The organism is Phenylobacterium sp. LjRoot225, assembly GCF_964252855.1.
Lineage (GTDB): Bacteria > Pseudomonadota > Alphaproteobacteria > Caulobacterales > Caulobacteraceae > Phenylobacterium.
Genome location: NZ_CAXUPL020000006.1, coordinates 41,586 through 60,049 on the forward strand (window position 1 = coordinate 41,586; position 18,464 = coordinate 60,049).

General features: G+C 69.7%; 18 protein-coding genes. 11 read left to right on the forward strand and 7 right to left on the reverse strand.

Annotated features, from left to right (window positions below):
- The first annotated feature begins 14 nt into the window (after positions 1-14).
- Positions 15-335: a 2Fe-2S iron-sulfur cluster-binding protein gene (locus tag ACSQ2B_RS24860; RefSeq protein WP_436054094.1), complete on the forward strand. Its 321-nt coding sequence runs from the start codon at positions 15-17 to the stop codon at positions 333-335.
- Between the two features lie 144 nt (positions 336-479).
- On the opposite strand, the gene divL is transcribed toward ACSQ2B_RS24860, so the two are convergent.
- A complete protein-coding gene (divL, locus tag ACSQ2B_RS24865; RefSeq protein ID WP_436054095.1) occupies positions 480-2,804 on the reverse strand; it encodes a cell cycle protein kinase DivL in 2,325 nt (774 codons plus the stop codon).
- 125 nt (positions 2,805-2,929) lie between these two features.
- On the opposite strand from divL, the gene ACSQ2B_RS24870 reads away from it, so the two are divergent.
- Positions 2,930-3,508 (forward strand): hypothetical protein, encoded by a 579-nt coding sequence (locus tag ACSQ2B_RS24870; RefSeq protein WP_436054096.1) that lies wholly within the window; start codon positions 2,930-2,932, stop codon positions 3,506-3,508.
- A gap of 35 nt (positions 3,509-3,543) precedes the next feature.
- A complete protein-coding gene (locus ACSQ2B_RS24875) occupies positions 3,544-3,942 on the forward strand; it encodes a metallopeptidase family protein (protein WP_436054097.1) in 399 nt (132 codons plus the stop codon).
- Between the two features lie 136 nt (positions 3,943-4,078).
- Here ACSQ2B_RS24875 and ACSQ2B_RS24880 read toward each other — a convergent pair whose 3' ends face one another.
- Positions 4,079-5,254 (reverse strand): sulfotransferase family protein, encoded by a 1,176-nt coding sequence (locus ACSQ2B_RS24880; RefSeq protein ID WP_436054098.1) that lies wholly within the window; start codon positions 5,252-5,254, stop codon positions 4,079-4,081.
- A 173-nt stretch (positions 5,255-5,427) separates the two neighbouring features.
- Here ACSQ2B_RS24880 and ACSQ2B_RS24885 point away from each other — a divergent pair, with 173 nt between their 5' ends.
- The 3 genes from ACSQ2B_RS24885 (at position 5,428) to mmcB (ending at position 7,808) form a co-directional block, all read left to right on the forward strand.
- Positions 5,428-6,582 (forward strand): epoxide hydrolase family protein, encoded by a 1,155-nt coding sequence (locus ACSQ2B_RS24885; RefSeq protein WP_436054099.1) that lies wholly within the window; start codon positions 5,428-5,430, stop codon positions 6,580-6,582.
- 178 nt (positions 6,583-6,760) lie between these two features.
- Positions 6,761-7,285 carry a lipocalin family protein gene (locus ACSQ2B_RS24890; RefSeq protein ID WP_436054100.1) on the forward strand — a complete coding sequence of 175 codons (525 nt, stop codon included), beginning with the start codon at positions 6,761-6,763 and terminating at the stop codon, positions 7,283-7,285.
- 64 nt (positions 7,286-7,349) lie between these two features.
- The gene (gene mmcB / locus ACSQ2B_RS24895; RefSeq protein ID WP_436054182.1) at positions 7,350-7,808 is read left to right on the forward strand and encodes a DNA repair putative endonuclease MmcB; all 459 of its coding nucleotides are present in this window, start codon (positions 7,350-7,352) and stop codon (positions 7,806-7,808) included.
- Between the two features lie 3 nt (positions 7,809-7,811).
- On the opposite strand, the gene ACSQ2B_RS24900 is transcribed toward mmcB, so the two are convergent.
- The gene (locus ACSQ2B_RS24900) at positions 7,812-9,230 is read right to left on the reverse strand and encodes a TonB family protein (protein ID WP_436054101.1); all 1,419 of its coding nucleotides are present in this window, start codon (positions 9,228-9,230) and stop codon (positions 7,812-7,814) included.
- Positions 9,231-9,305: 75 nt separating this feature from the next.
- Here ACSQ2B_RS24900 and ACSQ2B_RS24905 point away from each other — a divergent pair, with 75 nt between their 5' ends.
- Positions 9,306-9,755, forward strand: a complete 450-nt coding sequence (locus tag ACSQ2B_RS24905) for a hypothetical protein (protein ID WP_436054102.1) — start codon at positions 9,306-9,308, stop codon at positions 9,753-9,755.
- On the opposite strand, the gene ACSQ2B_RS24910 is transcribed toward ACSQ2B_RS24905, so the two are convergent.
- The 3 genes from ACSQ2B_RS24910 to ACSQ2B_RS24920 form a co-directional block, all read right to left on the reverse strand.
- Positions 9,752-10,204 (reverse strand): NUDIX hydrolase, encoded by a 453-nt coding sequence (locus ACSQ2B_RS24910; protein WP_436054103.1) that lies wholly within the window; start codon positions 10,202-10,204, stop codon positions 9,752-9,754. The two genes, ACSQ2B_RS24905 and ACSQ2B_RS24910, sit on opposite strands and share 4 nt — an antisense overlap.
- A gap of 23 nt (positions 10,205-10,227) precedes the next feature.
- The gene (locus tag ACSQ2B_RS24915) at positions 10,228-10,785 is read right to left on the reverse strand and encodes an ActR/PrrA/RegA family redox response regulator transcription factor (protein ID WP_436054104.1); all 558 of its coding nucleotides are present in this window, start codon (positions 10,783-10,785) and stop codon (positions 10,228-10,230) included.
- Between the two features lie 79 nt (positions 10,786-10,864).
- On the reverse strand, positions 10,865-12,238 hold the full coding sequence (locus ACSQ2B_RS24920) for an ActS/PrrB/RegB family redox-sensitive histidine kinase (RefSeq protein ID WP_436054105.1): 1,374 nt from the start codon (positions 12,236-12,238) through the stop codon (positions 10,865-10,867).
- Between the two features lie 78 nt (positions 12,239-12,316).
- On the opposite strand from ACSQ2B_RS24920, the gene ACSQ2B_RS24925 reads away from it, so the two are divergent.
- The 3 genes from ACSQ2B_RS24925 (at position 12,317) to ACSQ2B_RS24935 (ending at position 15,179) form a co-directional block, all read left to right on the forward strand.
- Positions 12,317-12,931 (forward strand): SCO family protein, encoded by a 615-nt coding sequence (locus ACSQ2B_RS24925; protein WP_436054106.1) that lies wholly within the window; start codon positions 12,317-12,319, stop codon positions 12,929-12,931.
- A 224-nt stretch (positions 12,932-13,155) separates the two neighbouring features.
- Positions 13,156-14,427, forward strand: a complete 1,272-nt coding sequence (locus ACSQ2B_RS24930; protein ID WP_436054107.1) for a polyhydroxyalkanoate depolymerase — start codon at positions 13,156-13,158, stop codon at positions 14,425-14,427.
- A gap of 11 nt (positions 14,428-14,438) precedes the next feature.
- Entirely contained in the window at positions 14,439-15,179 is a 741-nt protein-coding gene (locus tag ACSQ2B_RS24935; RefSeq protein ID WP_436054108.1) for a M48 family metallopeptidase, read from the forward strand.
- 298 nt (positions 15,180-15,477) lie between these two features.
- Here the strand turns inward: ACSQ2B_RS24935 and ACSQ2B_RS24940 are convergent, their stop codons facing one another.
- Positions 15,478-17,517 carry a transglycosylase domain-containing protein gene (locus ACSQ2B_RS24940; RefSeq protein WP_436054109.1) on the reverse strand — a complete coding sequence of 680 codons (2,040 nt, stop codon included), beginning with the start codon at positions 17,515-17,517 and terminating at the stop codon, positions 15,478-15,480.
- Between the two features lie 392 nt (positions 17,518-17,909).
- Between ACSQ2B_RS24940 and ACSQ2B_RS24945 the strand changes: the two genes are divergently transcribed.
- Complete coding sequence (locus ACSQ2B_RS24945; protein WP_436054110.1) at positions 17,910-18,464, forward strand: F0F1 ATP synthase subunit delta; 555 nt, start codon at positions 17,910-17,912, stop codon at positions 18,462-18,464.

An 18,464-nucleotide genomic window follows, 5' to 3' on the forward strand; every position in this document is an offset into this window, starting at 1 on the left:
AGAAGAAGAAGCAAATGGCGAAGATCACCTACATCCAGTTCGACGGATCCGAGAGCGTCATCGACGTGAAGCCGGGCCTCACCGTCATGGAAGGCGCCGTGAAGAACAACGTGCGCGGCATCGACGCCGACTGCGGCGGCGCCTGCGCCTGCGCCACCTGCCACGTCTTCGTCGACCCGGCCTGGGTGGACAAGACCGGCGACAAGTCGGCCATGGAAGAGTCCATGCTCGACTTCGCCGAGAACGTGGAGCCGAACAGCCGGCTCTCCTGCCAGATCAAGGTCACCGAAGAGCTGGACGGCCTCGTCGTCCGCCTGCCGGAAAGCCAGCACTAAGACAAAGCCCTCGCCCCGCTTCGCGGGGAGAGGGGTGGGTGAGGGGCGGCGCTGCGTGTACGCTCCCACCGATGTTTCCGCGATTGCACGCGGCGGCGCCTCAGCGAGAGCTTCGAGGTCGAGCGGGGAGAGGATTTTCTTCCCCTACTGCGCGAACCCCAGCTCCGGCTGCGCCGCGGTCGCCTGCGCCTCTTCCGGCAGGTGGCAGGTGAAGGTGGCGCCCGCGCCCGGCTCGCTCTCCAGCGCCACCCAGCCGCCGTGCAGCTCGGTCAGCGACTTGACCAGGGCCAGGCCGAGGCCCGGGCCGCCGCGCTCGCGGCCGACGAAGCGGTCGAAGATGTGGGCCTGAACGTGGAAGGGGATCCCGCGGCCGGTGTCGGACACCTGCAGCTGGATCTCGCCCAGCGCCCGGCGCGCGGCGATGGTGACCGTCCCGTCCGGCGGCGTCTGGCCGAGCGCGTTCTCCACCAGGTGATCGAGGATCTGGGTGAGCCGGCGGGTGTCGCCGCGGATCACGCCGACATCCTCGGGGCCTTCGACCGCCAGGGCGATGCGCAGGGTCTCGGCCTCGGGACGCCAGCGGCCGGCGACCGCCAGGAGGAGGTCGGCGACCCGCACGTCCTCCAGGTCCAACGCCATCTCGTCGGCGTCGATCTGTGCCATGTCGAGCACGTCGTCGATCGAGCGCGCGAGCTGGGTGGCCGCGGCCTTGACCGCGGCGGCGTGGCTGCGGCCGCGCTCCGACAGCGCCTCGCCGGACCGCTCCAGCAGCTCGGAATAGCCGATGATGGTGGTGAGCGGGGTGCGCAGCTCATAGGAGACGTTGCCGACGAAGTCCCGCTTCAGCCGTTCGGCCTCGGCCAGCGCCGCCTCGCGGGCGGCCAGCGCGCTCTCCAGCTTGCGGGCGTCGGTGACGTCGGTGAAGGCGATCAAGGTCGCCCCGTCGGGCAAGGGCCGGGATTGATAGGCGACGATGCGCGAATCCGAGGTCTTCACCTCGCCTGAAATCGGCGATCGCGCGCTGGGATCGGGATCGGCCACCCGGCCCTTCAGTTCGCGCCAGAAGCCCATGTCGTGCAGCTTGGGCACGCAGAGGTCGACCACGCCCTCGAAGTCGCCGGCGGTCTCCAGCTGCTGCGGCGTGATGTGCCAGAACTTGGCGAAGGCCTCGTTGTGCAGCCGCAGCCGGCCGTCGGAGCCGAACACCGCTACCGCGTCGCTGAGCTTGTCGAGGGTCGCCTGCTGCACCTGGATCAGGGCGTTGTACTGGGCCTTCAGCTTCAGCTCGCCGGTGATGTCGGAGAACAGCAGCAGCAGGCCGCCCATCGGGTGCGGCTGGCGCACGACCTTCAGGGTGCGGCCGTCGGGCAGGCTCCAGAGGTCGTCGGGGCTGGAGGCCAGCTGCTCGTAGCGGTCGAGCTCGGCGGCCTTCCACTTGGCGTAGTCGACGGTCTCCGGCAGCCGGCGGCGCTGGCGCAGCTTGTCGAGCATCTCGCTGTGGCTCGGCTGGTCGGCGAGCCAGGCGGGCTCCAGGCCCCAGAGGTCGGCGAAGGCGGTGTTGTGGAAGATCATCCGCTTGGCCTGGCTGAACACCGCCACGGCCTCGGCGATATGATTCAGCGTCTCGTCGTGCGCCTCGACGTTGCGCTTGAGGATCTCGCGCAGCTCCTCCAGCTCGGTGGCGTCCTCGGTCCAGACGCCGACGCCGCCGCCGTCCAGCGGCTGGGCGGTGACCTGGAAGGCGCGGCGACGGCCGCCGGCGGTGATCCAGCGCACGCCTTGCCGGCGCTGGCCGAGGTTGGCGGCTTCGCTGGCGAGCGCGTCGGCGCCGCGGTCGAACGAGGCGCCGCGATGGGCCGCCTCGTCGAGGCTGGCGGCGTCGACCGCCTGCAGCCAGGCCCCGTTGACCCAGACGGGCGAGCCGTCGGCCGCGGCGATCCAGGCCGGGCAGGTCCGGGCGTTGAGGAAGGCGGCGAAACGGGGCGCGGTCGGCAGGCCCGGCGCCTCGCCCATGATCGCCGAAAGCCGCAGCCAGGCCAGCGCGCCGGCCGCGCGGCCCTCCACCGAAACCGCTCCGGCGGGGCCCTGGACCTCGAAGGCGCAGGACTCGCCGCGCTCGAACAGGGCGCGCAGGCCGCGCGCGTGGTCGGGGTCGGCGCGCATCAACGCATTGACCAGGGCCTGGGGCGCGGCCTCGTCGAGGCCCAGGGCCGCGCCGCAGGCGGCCAGCGACTCCTCGCCGGACGCCAGGCTGGCCTGACCGTCCTCGACGGCCAGCAGGGCGGAATCGAAGGCCTCGGCCGAGGCCATGGCGGCGTCGGCGCGGATCTCGATCTCGCGCAGCCGGCGTCCCAGCTCGTTCACCCGGACCTCGGCGCGGCGGCGCTGGGCCAGCGCCCACAGCACCGCGCAGATGGCCAGGGACACCGCGCCGGCCGCCGCCGCCAGGATCAGTTCGTGCGCGCTCATGCGTCCCGTCCGCGTCCGCCGCGTCAGGCGGCGAATCAGCTTGCCCAAAGCTTAGGCGGCTTGAAGGCCGCAAGCACGTCCGGCGCGTTTATCCCGGAGCGCTTTTGCTCCATATGATCCGCGACATGACCGCCATCCTCTATCCCGTCGCCGCCAATGCGGAGCTGGCGCTGAGCCAGCCCAAGGCCCGGGCGGCGCGCGAGCGCGAGGCCGCCGTCGCCATGGGCGAGGCGGTCGTCTTCACCACCGACGCCGTGGGCCCGGCCTTCGCCACCCGCGAGGCGGCGCTCGAGGCCTACAGGGGACGGGTCGAGGACGACCGATCCGGCTTCACCCCCGCCATCGAAGACCGCTGGTGCAAGCTGGTCGAGCACGTGGTCGTCGAGCCCGGCCGCAGCGCGCCGTTGGGCCCTATCCAGCCGACCTACCAGGACGGCCGCCGCTGGCCGGCCCCGCCGGAGACGCCGCCCCGCACGGTCTGGCGGCTGTCGGTCTCCTACTGGCGGGTCGCCAGCGCCGAGCGCCCGCTGGAGGCGCCTCAAGCCCGCCAGGCGCGCCGCGCCCGCGCCTCCGTCGACGCGGCGACCCTGCGGGCCATCGCCCGCCAACCGCTCCGCCCGGTGGAGCCGCAGCAGCCGCTCGACATCGGCCTGTTCGAAACCCGCCTGCCGGAAAATCCGAGCATCGTGGTGCCGGATGAATGAGGCCAACGGTGGAGGGGGCTTCACGGCCGCAGTGCATGACTGAGTTCGGTCCCGCCCCCAGCCTCGACGATCTCGCGGCCCTGGCCGAGCGCGCCTTCGCCGCCCTGCCGGCGGAATTCCGCCGGCTGACCGGGGAGGTGCTGTTCCGGGTCGAGGATTTCGCGCCGGCGGACGTGCTTGAAGAGCTTGGGATCGAGGACGCCTTTGAGCTGACCGGCCTCTATCAGGGCGTCGACCTCGGCAGCCGCTCGGTTCTCGACCCCGCGCCGCAGCCCTCGATGGTCTTCCTCTACCGCCGGCCGATCCTCGACGAATGGGCCGAGCGCGGCGACGTCGCCCTCGAGGCCCTGGTGGAGCACGTCCTGGTCCACGAGATCGGCCACCACTTCGGCCTCTCCGACGCCCAGATCGAGGCGATCGAGGCGCGCGGCTGAGGCGGAGCCGAACGCCCCCTCCGTCGGCTTCGCCGACACCTCCCCCGCTGCGCGGTGGAGGATCTGAGCCGGAGATGCTCCACCGCTTGCGGGGGAGCTCCCGCGAAGCGGGTGAGGGGGCGTTCGGCGCAGGTGGCTAAGCCGCCGTCCTTGCCAGGCCGGCCTGCTCCCGGGGAATGTCGAACCGGCGCATGTAGTCGCCGAATTGCTCGGCGACGGCCTCGGCGTTCAGGCCGAACTGCTCCAGGGCGTAGGGGTTGGAGCCGCGCGCGCCCTTCGGGTTGCGCCGGCGCCAGTCGGCGACCGCCTCCAGGACCTCGCGCGGAGAGGCGACGCCCAGGCCGTGGTGGACCTCGGTCATCACGCCGACGGGTTCTTCGAGCATGCGGTAGTAGTCGACATGGACCACCTTGCCGGCGTCGGGGCCGGCGGCGAAGTCCAGGATCCGGTCGATATGGCGCTGGACGAAATGCAGCATCTGTCGGCCGACCTCATGCGGATCGACCGGCTCGTCAGTGCGCACCTCGCGCAGTTTGAGGCTCATCTTCGAGATCGAGGCGAGGGTCTGCACCGGATCGCGGTGGGTCATGACGAAGCGGGCGTCGGGGTAGACCTCCAGGATCTCGTCCATCGCCAGCACATGGTTGGGATATTTCAGCGCCCAGCGGGGCTGGGGCGTGCGCCACTGCAGCAGCTGCAGCTGGCGCCTGTGGATGCGATAGGCGGCGGCGAAGTCGATCTCGTCGACCAGCTGGTCGAAATAGGACGGCACGTTCAGCAGGTTGTTGAAGCCGGCCGCGGCGTAGGACTGCTCCAGGAAGGCGTGGCATTCCTCCGGCCCGTCGTAGTCATGCAGGTGCAGGGCTTCGAAGCCCTCGACCTTCGGATGGGCCTCACGGCGGCGCATCTCTTCCTCGGCCTTGCGGCGCACGACCGAGGCGGGGTCGGCGCCCGGCGGCGGCGAGGGGGTGATGCCTTCCCAGGTGCGGATCATCCGGAACCGCGCATCCCGGTCGAACAGGTACTGGAAGGCTGTGGTCCCGGAGCGCGGCAGGCCGGTGAGGAAGACCGGGGCGACGACGGTCTCCTCGGCGATCTCCGGATGGTCGCGCAGCCACTTCAGCCCTTCCAGCCGGTCGATCGTGCGGGCCGCCAGGCCGCGGTGGGTGATCGCCTCGCCCCAGGGCGGCATGCGCGCATCGGCGTTGATCGAGGCGACCAGGGCCTCGAGGTTCGGCCGCAGCTCCACATCGCTGTCGGCGATCCCGACCTTGGCTTCGGCCTCGGCGATGATGGCGGCGGCGTCCAGCACGGCGTCTCTCCCTTTTGTCCTAGGGGCTTACCGGCTTGACCGGACGCGCCCTGCCGCGAAGTTTGCATTGCCGCGGACGCCCAGCACATTCGCAATGGGCCGCATTGTCAAAGCCTGTGGGGTGAGGGCGACGATCAGATCGCCCCCGCGGTCCGCGGCCGGGAGGAGACGGGATGGAGCCTTTCACGATCGCGGTGGCGGACGAGGTGCTGACCGATCTCGACCGGCGGCTGGCGGCGACGCGCTGGCCCGACGACTTCGCCAACGACGACTGGCGCTACGGCGCGAACGTCGCCTACTTCAAGACCCTCGTGGCTCATTGGCGCGAGCGCTACGACTGGCGCGCCCGCGAGCGGCTGATGAACGCGCTGCCGCAGTTCACCACCGAGGTCGAGGGCCTGCGCATCCACTTCGTCCACCAGAAGGGCAAGGGATCGAATCCGATCCCGCTGATCCTGACGCACGGCTGGCCCTGGACCTTCTGGGACTATCGCAAGGTGATCGGGCCGCTGACGGATCCGGCGGCGCATGGCGGCGACCCGGCGGATGCGTTCGACGTCGTCGTGCCCTCGCTGCCCGGCTACGGCTTCTCGACGCCGCTGCGGACGCCGGGGATCAACTGGTGGAAGACCGCCGACCTCTGGGTCTCGCTGATGGACCAGCTGGGCTACGGGCGGTTCGCGGCCCAGGGCGGCGACTGGGGCTCGTTCGTCTCCGCCCAGCTCGGCCACAAGCACGCCCAGCGGATGATCGGCGTCCACATCCACACGCCCTCGCCGCTGGACTTCCTGACCACCGGCAAGTTCGACAAGGCCGACTTCACGCCCGAGGAGCGGCCCCTGCTGCACAGGATGGCCGCCTTCGCCCAGGAAGAGACCGGCTACATGGCGCTGCAGAAGACCAAGCCGATGACCCCGGCCGTCGGCCTCAACGATTCGCCCGCGGGCCTGCTGGCCTGGCTGGTCGAGAAGCGCCGGAAATGGAGCGACTGCGGCGGCGACGTCGAGCGCCGCTTCGACAATGACGAGCTGATCGACCTGGCCATGCTGTACTGGGTCACCGGCAGCTACGGAACGTCCGCCCGCTTCTACTACGAGGGCTATCACGACCCTTGGCGGCCCAGCCACGTCCGCCTGCCGGTGGTCGAGGCGCCCACGGCGATCGCCGTCATGCCGCAGGAGCTGACCCACCCGCCGCGCAAATGGGCGGAGCGCTATTATAATCTTCAACGATGGACCCACATGCCCGCCGGCGGCCACTTCGCCGCCGCGGAGGAGCCCGGGCTCATCGTCGAGGACCTGCGCGCCTTTTTCCGCGACAAACGCTGACCTGGCGGACCCCTTAGACGTCCGTCCCGGGGCGTTTGGACGTCGTGCGGCCGCAATTGTATCGGTGGCGTTAACCTTCCCGCCGCAATATGGCCAGGCTTTCATTGCGTCGTTATGCGGCGCCCCGATATCGGTCGGCGGCCGTTTTTTCCTCATTCTGCGTCGGTATCGAAGGCCCATGCTGAAGCGACTGTTCCTCGTCCTCGCCGTGCTGTGCGCCACCCTCGCCGCAGCGCCGGCCACGGCTGCGCCGGAGCCGGTGCAGAAGATCGAGCTCACCAGCATGATGGGCCGCTGGTACGAGGTGGCGCGGGTTCCCAACCAGCTGCAGCGCGGCTGCACCGGCGGGGCCTCGGAATGGACCCGAACCAAGGACGGCTTCTCGGTCGTGCAGTCCTGCCACAAGGGCGCGCCCGACGGCCCGGTCGCCGAGTGGCGCGCCAAGGCGCGGGTGGCCGATCCTTCGAACACCAAGTTCCGCATGACCTTCTTCGGCGGCCTGGTCAGCCAGGACTATCAGGTGCTCGACCACCGGCCGGCCGAGGGCTGGCTGCTGCTGTCGACCCGCGACGGCCGGTACATGTGGCTGATGTCGCAGAAGCCGACCCTGCCCTCGGCGATCAAGGCCCAGGCCATCGCCCGCATCCGCCAGCTCGGCTTCGATCCCGGCCGGCTGGAATTCCCGCTGCCGGCGCGCAGCTGAGGCGCCCACAGCCGGGCCTACGGGCCTTGCATATCCGGAACGCATGCGGAACATTGGCGGCTGCATGGAGATCGCCGTCACCCTCGTCACGGCCTCGCGGCCCGAGACCACCGCCCAGGTGACGCGCGGCGCCGCGCGCCTGCTGTCCGCCCTGGGCTACGCCCCGCTGGCCGAGGTCACCCTGCCGAACGGCCGTCGCGCCGACCTGATGGCCCTGGGCCCCAAGGGGCAGATCTTCATCGTCGAGGTGAAGTCCAGCCTCGAAGACTTTCGCACCGACCAGAAATGGTGGGAGTACCGGCCCTACTGCGACGCCTTCGCCTTCGCCGTCGGCCCGGAGTTTCCGCGCCAGGTCCTGCCCGAGGAGCCCGGCCTGATCGTCGCCGACGCCTTCGGCGGCGCGGTGCTGCGCGAGGCGCCGTCCGAGCCGCTCGTGGGCGCCCGGCGCAAATCGCTCACCCTGGGGTTCGCGAGGCTCGCAGCGATGCGGGCGGCCGGCGTGCCGACGGCTGCGCTGGAGTAGGCGTCAGGGCTTGGGCGCGGCCGCGGCCTGTGCCGGCGGGGCCGCCGGCGCGATATCGAAGCGGACGGGAACACGAATCGCCCCGCCGATCACCGCAAGGCCCTCGTTGCTCCAGGTCGTGAGGCCAAAGCTCTTCTGTAGGGCGAGCGCCGCCTGACCGAGTCCGCTGCCGTTCGGTTGTTCGGACGCCACCCGGCAGGTTTCGAGGTGTCCGCCCTGTCCCACCATACATTCGAGAACGGCCTGGCCCTGACCTTCCCACGCCTTGAGGTCGGCCAGGGCGGCTTTTAGGGCTTCATAGTCCGGGGTGCGGGTCCAGAGCGCCTTGCCCGGCGTCGCGTGCTCGATCGCGTTCGGGTCAAAGGCGATCGGCAGGTTGACGCTCACCCCGGTCAACGACGCGTCCTTGAGCTCGCCCGGATCCAACTGGAAGCGGCTGGAGAGCGCCTTGGCGGCGGCGCCGAAGCCCTGCTGCTTCGGCTCCTCGCGCAGGATCTCGCACCCCTTCAATCGGCCGGTCTTTTCCAGCCGGCAGTTCAGGGAGACATAGCCGGCGACACGGCCGGCGCGCGCCTTGGGAGGGTAGAGGCTCGCGACGTCAGAGATGCTGGGCGCCAAGGTCCAGGGTAAGGCGGCCGGGATAAGGCGTCGGCCCGGCATGGCTGGGTTCACGCCGCCCGCGCCTTTGAAAGCGACCGGAATGCTGACGTCGCTGACAACCGGCTGGCCGCCCTGTTTCGCCGGCCACATGAGAAGTTGCGGCGTCAGTGCGATGGCGGCGACGCCGAAGTTCTCGCCGGACGGGCTTTCTGACAGGACCGCGCAGTCGTAGAGGCTGCCGGACGGCGCGACGAGACAGTTGATCGTGGCTCGGCCGTCGCGGCCCCGCTTCCAGGCTTCGGTAGGCCAGACGGCGCGCAGGCTTTCAGGTGTCGGGCGTCGCCGCCACTCCGGGGGCGTCTCCAGCTTGTAGAAGCTCTGGCCGATGACGATTTCACCGTCAGGCGCCAGCGCCTTGATGGCTTCGAGTTTCAGTCGGTACCTGGGCGCCAGCGCGATCAGCGCCTGGGCGGCGCCCTTTCCTGCCGGCGTCTCCACCAGCGCGCGACAGGCGGAGACCGCACCCTGAGAATCGACCTTGCAACGCAGGAGCACGCGCCCGCCCGCGGCGCGCACGTCCGCCGGGAGGGCTTCGGCAAATTCCGCCTCGGTCGGCTGGGACGCCCAAGGATCTTCGCCGCCAGGCTTTCCCGCCGCAGCCGGCGAGCTTGCCGTGACCAGCAAAGCGGCCACCGCAATCAATCTACGCATCATCGCCCCCTCACACCCCTGGCGAGTGTGGCGCAAGGTCAAGCTGTTGGGAACGGGTCTGGCGACTTCCAGGTGTGCAGCCCACGGCGGCCGCAGCGCCGCCGTCGCCATTCCGTCCTGTCATGCTACAAGTTGTCTCGCCGGATGGCGCATTGGGACTGCGCATGTCCTGGGCTGGGGAGGGCCATGATCCATCACTTTTCCATCGCCGCGAAGAATCCGCAGCATGTCGCCGGCGTCATCGCTGAGCTCTGGCGTGGCCGCGCCATGCCGTTTCCGCCGGTCGCCGTCGGCTCGTGGGTGGCGTTCGCCGGCGACGAGCGGAACACCCTGATCGAGGTCTATCCCTTCGGCTGCGAGCTTCAGCCCGCCGAGGGTGACGCCGACGCGACGGCGGTGGTCAATCCGCAGGCCTCCCGCTTCACCGCCAGCCATGCGGCGGTGGCCTCGCCGCTCGAGGAGGCGGAGATTTTCGCCATTGCTGCGCGCGAGGGCTGGGAAGCCAAGTACCGCAAGCGCGGGGGCCTGTTCGGCGTCGTCGAGCTCTGGCTGGAGAACAGCGTCATGATCGAGGTGCTGACCGCCGAGATGCAGCAGGAATATCTGGCGGCCCGGCCGCCGGGCGCGCCGGCCTAACTCGCCTCCAGCGCGGCCGCCAGCATGTCCGACAGGTCGACGGGGAAGATCTGCTCCTCGGCGACGGCGATCTCGTCCGGCGTCCACCAGCGGTGCTCGGTCATGATCTCGCGCTCCAGCTCGGTCCAGCCGGCGTCGGCCAGGGTGAAGGGCGCGACACGCACGAGGAAGTAGCGTTCCTCGGCCAGCACCTCGTCGCCCTCGGGCGCGCGCATGACGAATTCGCGGCGGGCGATCTGCCCGCCCGGATGGTCGATGGTCAGGCCGGTTTCTTCGGCGAGTTCGCGCCGGGCGCCGTCCTCGAAGCTTTCGCCGGGCTCCAGCGCCCCGCCGGGCGTCGCCCAGAAGATCCGGCCGGCCAGCGGCCCGGTGCGGAAGGCGAAGCGGAACAGCAGCACTCGCCCCGCGGGGTCGACCACAAGCAGGCGGGCCGAGGGACGGGCGCGCATCCCGGACGCCTGCGTCGCCTGGCTCAGCGCGGAGCGCGCTTGGCGAGGATCCGCTGGAGAGTGCGGCGGTGCATGTTCAGCCGCCGCGCCGTCTCCGAGACGTTGTGGTTGCAGAGCTCGTAGACCCGCTGGATGTGCTCCCAGCGGACCCGGTCGGCGCTCATCGGGTTTTCCGGCGGCGGCGGAGAGGCGTCGCCCTTGGCCAAGAGGGCGCGGGCCACGTCGTCGGCGTCGGCGGGCTTGGAGAGGTAGTCGACCGCGCCGGCCTTCACCGCCTGCACGGCGGTGGCGATGTTGCCATAGCCGGTCAGCATGATGATCTTGGCGTCGGGGCGCGCCTCGCGGACCGCCTCCACCACTCTCAGCCCGTTGCCGTCCTCCAGGCGCATGTCGAGAACCGCGAAGGCGGGGGGACTGGCCCGCACCGCGGTGAGCGCCTCGGAGACGCTGCTCACCAGGGTCGGTTCGAACCCGCGCTGCTCGAGCGCTCGACCGAGGCGTGTGCGCAGAGGGGCGTCGTCATCGAGCACCAGCAGCGACCTGTCTGGCAGGGCTGCGACGTCAGCGGAAAGGTCGGTCATGCAGTCACCCCCTAAAGGGCCTCCCTGATCCATCGCCCGCGTCATCCTGTCGCACGTTGCCCTGGTTCGGCAAGCCCGCTCAGCTCGTTGGCGCCTCAATCTTTGGGCGTGGCCACCGCGCGGACACAATCGCACCGCGTGGTCGCCCATTCTGAAACGTCACTACAGCACCGGTTCGTTCCAACAGCGTCTTAGAAATAAAGAATCCCAGGCCCATGCCGATGTGGCCGGTGCGCGAACCCTCCGCGCCCGGACGGGTGGTGACATAGGGCTCGCCCAGCTTGGCCAGGATCTCCGGCGCAAAGCCCGGCCCATCGTCACGCACCTCCATCGAGACGGTGTCCGCGTCGAAGCGAGCGGTGATCAGCACCTCGGAGGCGGCGAAATCGACGGCGTTCTCGACGAAGGAGGTGAAGGCGTGGGTGACCTCCGGCATGCGGCGAATGTCCGGCGCCGCGGCGCCCGGCGCGCCGGTGACGATCGCCTCCACCCGTACGTCGGGCGTGTCTGCATGCGGTTCGATCACCTCCTGCACCAGCTGGCGCAGCGACAACCGCTCGTGGACCTCGTCGGAGGCCGCGTCCGGCCGGTCGGTCAGCCGGCGGAGGATCTCGCGGCAACGCTCGGCCTGGGCCATCAGCAGCTCGGCGTCCTCCCGCACCTGGGGCGTGGGCGCCTCGCGGATCAGCTCCTTGGAGACAATCGAGATCGTCGCCAGCGGAGTGCCGAGCTCGTGCGCCGCCGCGGCGGCCAGGCCGCCCAGCGCTGAAAGCCGCTGCTCGCGCGCCAGGACCGCCTGGGTCACATCCAGCGCCAGCGCCATGCGCGCCGCTTCCTCGGCGGCCTGGCGCACATAGCCGGCGATCAGGGCGACGCCCGCCATCACGGCGATGGCCGCCCCGATCCGGTAGCTTTGTCCGCCGATGATCGCCGCGGCGCCCGGCAGCGGCAGGGAATAGAAGGCGAGGCCGAGGGCGGCGAGCCAGGCCAGGAAGCCCAGGGCGAGCACGGGCCGCAGGGTCAGGGTGGCGGCCGCCAGCGTCACCGGGGCCATCAGCAGCAGGACGAACGGATTGGCCGTGCCGCCGGTCAGGTAGACCAGGGCGGTGATCTGCAGAACGTCGAGCGCCAGCTGGCTGGCGCCCTCCCAGTCGCCGAACATCCGCTGGCCGGGCGAAGCGACCCCGGTCAGCAGGTTGAGCCAGGCCGCCGCCCCGATCACCGCGAAGCACAGCGGATAGGGGGCCTGGAAGCCCAGGCCGAGCCCGACCACCAGCAGCAACAGCACCTCGCCGGCGATCACCAGCCAGCGAAGGCTGACCAGGGTGCGCACCCTTAGGTGGCTATGACGCACCGCGACCTCGTCGAGGATGCCCGCGCCGGGCGGCTCGTTGGCTTGCGTCGGCGACGGTCGGGGCCTATCGAGCGCCCCGGGCTTCAGCGCTGTCGGCATGGGTGCATCCGCCAGTTGAGGCGCGCTCCAACGCCGATTTCAGGTCGCGGCGTGTCGCCAGCCCGTGGGGAACCGCTCATGAGTCGCCGTCTGCCGGTCATTCTCGCGCTCCTTGCCGTGACGTTCGCCGTCCTGACGGGCGTCGCCGTCTGGCGGGGCGTCCTGACTCCCAAGTCGCAAACCGCCGCCGTAGGCGGGCCGTTCCAACTGGTGGACCAGACACGACGCAAGGTTGACCAGACTGTGCTCAAGGGCAAGTGGAGCGCTGTATTCTTCGGTTTCACCAACTGTCCGGACGCCTGCCCGACCACCCTGTTCGCCCTGGGCGAGGCCGAGAAGCTGCTGGGGCCGAAGGCCGCCGAGGTCCAGACCATCTTCATCTCGGTCGATCCGGCGCGCGACACCCCCGAGCGGATGGCGACCTATCTCTCGACCGACGCCTTCCCGAAGCGGGTCCTGGGCCTGACGGGCACGGCCGAACAGGTCGCGGGCGTCGCCAAGGCCTATCACATCTACTACCAGCGCAAGGCCGGCGAGGGGGACGCCTACAGCGTCGACCACTCGACCTTCACCTATCTGATGAACCCCAAGGGCCGGTTCGTCTGCGTCATTCCCTACAACGAGACCCCGCAGCAGATCACCGCCAGGATCCAGGCGGCCATGGCCAAGGGCGACAAGGCCGAGAGCTGCTGAGGCGCGAGCGGGCCGCTTGCGTCATCGCCACCTCATTTCGGCGCCGCAACGAAAGCGTGGCTGCGGGAAATTGTCGCGGATCTGGGGTCCGACACATCGAATGCGCTTGAATTGACGCGGTTCTAGGCGCTTTGGAGAGGCCTGGACGCCCGCATCGGGCCGCACGAAGCGGGGGAGCTGTTTACGACTTTGGGTGTTATGTTGCGGCGCACAAGGGTCCACTGATGCTCTATTCCCTGTACGAGGCCGGCTTCTACGCCGCCACACCGCTGCGCGCCGCGGCGCTCGCGACGCGGAACTTCTGGAGCTCCCCGCTCAATCCGCTGCGGGAGAGCCAGGGCGCGCGACGCATCTACGCCAACGCGGACCTGTTCGTGAACCTGACCCGCCGCTATGGCCGGCCGGACTGGGGAATCGACGAGGTGACGATCGACGGCCAGCCCGTGCGGGTGACCGAGGAGACGACCTGGAGCTCGCCCTGGGCGAAGCTCACCCACTTCTCCCGCGACAAGGGCGACATGCGGCTGGCCGGGCGGCGCGAGCTGGAGCCCGCGGTGCTGCTGGTCGCGCCGCTTTCGGGCCACTACGCCACACTGCTGCGCGGAACGGTCCGCACCTTCCTGCAGGACCACGAGGTCTACGTCACCGAGTGGTCGAACGCGCGCAATGTGCCGATGCTCGAAGGCCGCTTCGACTTCCACGACTTTATCGATCACATTCGCGACATGCTGCGCGCCCTCGGCCCGCGGCCGCATGTGGTGGCGGTCTGCCAGCCGGGGCCGCCGACGCTCGCCGCCGCCGCCCTGATGGCCGAGGACGGCGAGGACAGCCGCCCCGCCTCGATGACCTTCATGGGCTCGCCGATCGACGCGCGCCTGTCGCCGACGGTCACCAACCGGCTGGCCGAGGACAAGCCGTTCGCCTGGTTCGAGTCCAATGTGATCCACACCGTGCCGGCGCCCTATCCGGGCCTGGGGCGGCGGGTCTATCCGGGCTTCGTCCAGCTGGCGGCCTTCATGTCGATGAACCTGGAGCGCCACAGGGAGGCGCATCGAAACTATCTGCAGCACCTGATGCGCGGCGACGGCGACTCCGCCGACCAGCACCTGGCCTTCTACGACGAATATCTCTCGGTGCTCGACCTGACCGAGGAGTTCTATCTGCAGACCATCGACAAGGTGTTCCAGCGCTACCTGCTGCCGAAGGGCGAGCTCGAGCACCACGGGCGGCTGGTCCGGCCGGAGCTGATCAAGGACGTCGGCCTTCTCACCGTCGAGGGCGAGAACGACGACATCTCCGGCATCGGCCAGACCCAGGCCGCCCACGCCCTCTGCTCGGGCCTTCCGGACGAGCTGAAGGAGGACTACGTCCAGCCGACGGTCGGCCACTACGGGGTCTTCAACGGCAAACGGTTCCGCGAGGAGATCTATCCGCGCGTCCGCGGTTTCATCCGCCGCACCCAACCGACCTTCGACAAGCAGCGCCGCACCGCCTAAATTCCCCGACGATGAGTCCGTTCGGCCGCGCCTTCGCCGACGGTGACCAGCTGAGCGTAGCCGGCGCCGTGGTGACCTTGAAAATTCACCGGCGCGCCCGGCGCGTCTCGCTCCGGCTGGACCGTGCCCGCGGCGAGATCGTCGCGACCGCGCCCTCGGCCCGCAGGCTGGGCGAGGCGGCCGCCTTCGCCCGCGAGCGCGCCGTCTGGATCGCCGAGCGGATCGCCGAGCTGCCCCAGGCCTCGCCGATCCAGCCCGGCATGACGCTGCAGGTGTTCGGCGAGACCGTGCGGCTGGAGGCCGGGACCGGCCGCGCCCGCTGGCTGGCGGCCAGCGAGAACTATCCTGCCCGGATCACCGCAATGGGCGAAGGCGAGGGCTACGCCCGCGCAGTCATGCTGGTGCTGAAGCGCCGCGCGCTGGAGGTGCTGACCGAGCGGACCGCCCACTACGCCGCCCGCCTCGGCGCGCCGATGCCGAGGGTGGCGGTCGCCGACGCCAAGGGCCGCTGGGGTTCGTGCCGCGCCGGCCGCCTCGGCCAGCCGGGCTCCATCCGCTACTCCTGGCGCCTGGCGCTGGCGCCCTATGCGGTCGCCGACTATGTCGCCGCCCACGAGTGCGCCCACCTTCTGGAGCTGAACCATGGCCCGAGGTTCTGGGCCCATGTGAAAGCCCTGGTCGGCGAGGCCCGGCCGCACCGCGAATGGCTCCGCGCCGAGGGCGCACGGCTGCACGCCTTCGGGCGGCCCTGATCCCATGGTCTCCGCGCGAGCGGGGACACGTGTTTTTCGAACCACGAAATACACGAATTACACGAAAGCTTTGCCGGCTGGCGTCGGGGCGGGGAAGCTTGGCCTTGTTTGTCCACGAACCACACGAACGGGCGGACCCAGATGTTCGTCGCTATGCCGGCGGAGGGCCGGCCTTTGGAATTGACCCAGCCGTGCCGGACGGCCGCTCTCAGCACGGCCATTCGTGTATTTCGTGTATTTCGTGGACAAATAACTCCGGCGCCCGTTTTCGCGGAAACGGCGATGCCACCTCTCTCTACTAATAGGGCGGCGTGTTGGGATCCTGCGGCGGGGTCTCGAAGGCCGGCTCCTGCGGGGGCGGCGCGGCGGCGCCGTTCAGCATGTCGCCGATCGGATCCTGGCCGGGCAGGGGCTCCGGGCTCGGCAGTTCGCTGCCGGGGATGGGGGTCGCCTGCAGCCGGGGCAGGGTGGCGGCCATGTAGTCGTGCCAGATGCCCGCCGGGGCGCCGCCGCCGGTGACCCGCTTCATCGGGGTGTTGTCGTCGCGCCCGACCCAGACGGCGGTGACGAAGCCGCCGGTGTAGCCGATGAACCAGGCGTCGCGGTAGTCGCTGGTCGTCCCGGTCTTGCCCGCCTCGTCGTAGCCCGGCACGAACGCCCGCGTCCCGGTGCCGGAGACCAGCACCTGGCGCATCATCTGGTTCATATAGGCCAGCGCCGGCTGGCCGACGACGGCGCGCCGATTGGCGGCGACGGCGTCGGCCGGATTCAACACCTGCCCGCTGGCGTCCACCGGCGCCGGGGCCGGCTGGCCAAGGCCGTGGTCGTAGAGCACCCGGCCGGTGGCGGTGCGGATTCGCTCGATCCCATAGGCCTTGGCGAAAAAGCCGCCGTTCGACAGCGGCGTATAGGCCTGGGCCATCTCCAGCGGGCTGACCTCGACCGCGCCCAGGGCCATCGACGGATCCTGCTGGATCGGCGAGGTGATCCCCAGCCGCCGCGCGGTGGCCGCCACGTTCGAGGTGCCGACTTCGTTGGCGAGGCGGGCGGCGACCGTGTTGATCGATTCCTTCAGCGCCGTCTGCAGGGTGATCGGCCCGAGGTATTTGCCGGTGTAGTTGCGCGGCTGCCACTTGCCGATCGTCAGCGGCTCGTCGACCACCGGCGTGTCCGGCGTGCGGCCGGCCTCCATCGCCGTCAGATAGACGAAGGGCTTGAACGACGAGCCGGCCTGGCGCCGCGCCATCGTCACCCGGTCGAACTGGGTCTGCAGATAGTTGGTCCCGCCGACGTAGGCGCGCACCCGGCCTTCGCCGTCGACGGAGACGAGCGCGGCCTGCTGCACCCCCTGCGGGGCGGCGGCGGCGACGCCGCTCTTCAGGCTCTGTTCGGCGACCGCCTGCAGCGGCAGGTCGAGGGTGGTCTCCACCACCAGGTCTTCGGTCGGCTCGCCGACCAGGTTGCGGACCTGGTCGTCGACCCAGTCGACGAAATACTGCGCCCGCTGGTTGGCCAGCACCGGATTGACGGTCACCGGGGTGCGCAGCGCCTCGTCGCGCTGGTCAGGCGTGATGGCGCGGATGCGGACCATCTCGTCGAGGACGGTGGTGGCCCGGCGGCTGGAGCGGTCGGTGGCGGCGACCGGCGAATAGCGCGACGGCCCCTTCATCATCCCGGCGAGGATGGCGGACTCGCCGACGGTCAGCTGCCCGGCGGGCTTGTTGAAGTAGCGCTGGGAGGCGGCCTCGATCCCGTAGGCGCCGGCGCCGAAATAGACCCGGTTCAGGTAGAGTTCGAGGATCTGCTTCTTCGAGAACCGCGCCTCCAGCCAGACGGCCAGGATCAGCTCCTGGGCCTTGCGGCGGTAGGTCTGGTTGGGCGTCAGGAAGAGGTTGCGCGCCAGCTGCTGGGTGATGGTCGAGCCGCCCCGGAGCGGGCCGCCGCGATGCGCCACATTATAATAGGTGCTGCGCGCGATGCCCCAGGGGTTGAAACCGAAGTGGTAGAAGAACCAGCGGTCCTCGATGGCGATGAAGGCCTTCGGCACATAGGGCGGCAGCCTGTCGAGGTCGACCGGCGGCGCGTACTGGCTGCCGCGGACTGCGACCATCGCCCCGGAGCGGTCGAGATAGGAGACCGAGGGCTGGCGCTTCACGTCGTAGAGCTTGGAGGTGTCCGGCAGGTCGACGGCGAACACCGCGAAGAAGGCGACGATGAAGATCAGGCCCCAGACGCCGAGCACCATCGCCCAATAGAGGGCGGCCTGAAGCGGAGAGCGCCGGCCGCGGGGTTCGCGAGGCTCGCGACCGCCGGATCCTGGCGTCTGCGCATTGGCCATGTGTCGTCCTGTTTGAAAGTCGCCCGCCGAACGGCGTCATTAGCATCGCGCTCGTAGCCGCAACAACCTGGACGAAGCCTGAATGCGGCGGCTCCGCCGGGCCGCGGCGCCCGCTCGCGAGCGGGGCGCCTTTTTGGTGATCCATCGCCCCGCATTTCTCGGACAATATCGGCCGATCCGCTCACTAAGATCATAAATTGCGAGTCTGCGGGCCGAACGGGGCCGTGGTTTGGTTGCGATGCAGAAATCTGCGTGCTATCAGGCGCGCGGCTGTGGGACGGGGGCTTTCGGGTCTCTGCTCTCGTTCTGCTTTTCCAAGCGTTTACAAGCAGTTAGGCCGTGGTGGAAAATCCTCCGCTGCGGCTTTCGATGCGCACCGGACGGACAATTAAGTGGCGGACGATCCCCAGACTTCGAATGTCGGCGGCAGGTATGCCCAGGCCCTCTTTGATCTTGCGAAAGACCAGAATGAAGTGGTCAAGGTTGAGGCGGACCTGAAGTCTCTCAAGTCGGCGATCGCCGAGAGCCGCGATCTTCGCGTGCTCCTCGGTTCGCCGACATTTGGCGCTGAAGACAAGGGCAAGGGCCTCGCGGCGATCGCGAACGCCGCCCGCTTCACCGCCACCACCAAGAAGTTCCTTGGTCTCCTGGCCGCCAATGGCCGCACCGCGGCCCTGGGCGCGGTGATCGACGACTTCGTGCGCCTCGCTTCCGAGGCGCGCGGTGAAGTCCAGGCCCAGGTGACCACCGCCATGCCGCTGACCGCCGCTCAGGCCAAGGGCGTCGCCCAGGCTCTGCGCCAAGCGCTCGGCAAGGATCCCCAGATCGAGACCCGCGTCGATCCCGCCCTTCTCGGCGGCATCAAGGTGCGGGTCGGCTCCCGACTGTTCGATGCTTCGCTTCGTTCGAAGCTCGATTCCCTAAAGTTCGCCCTGAAGAGAGCGTAA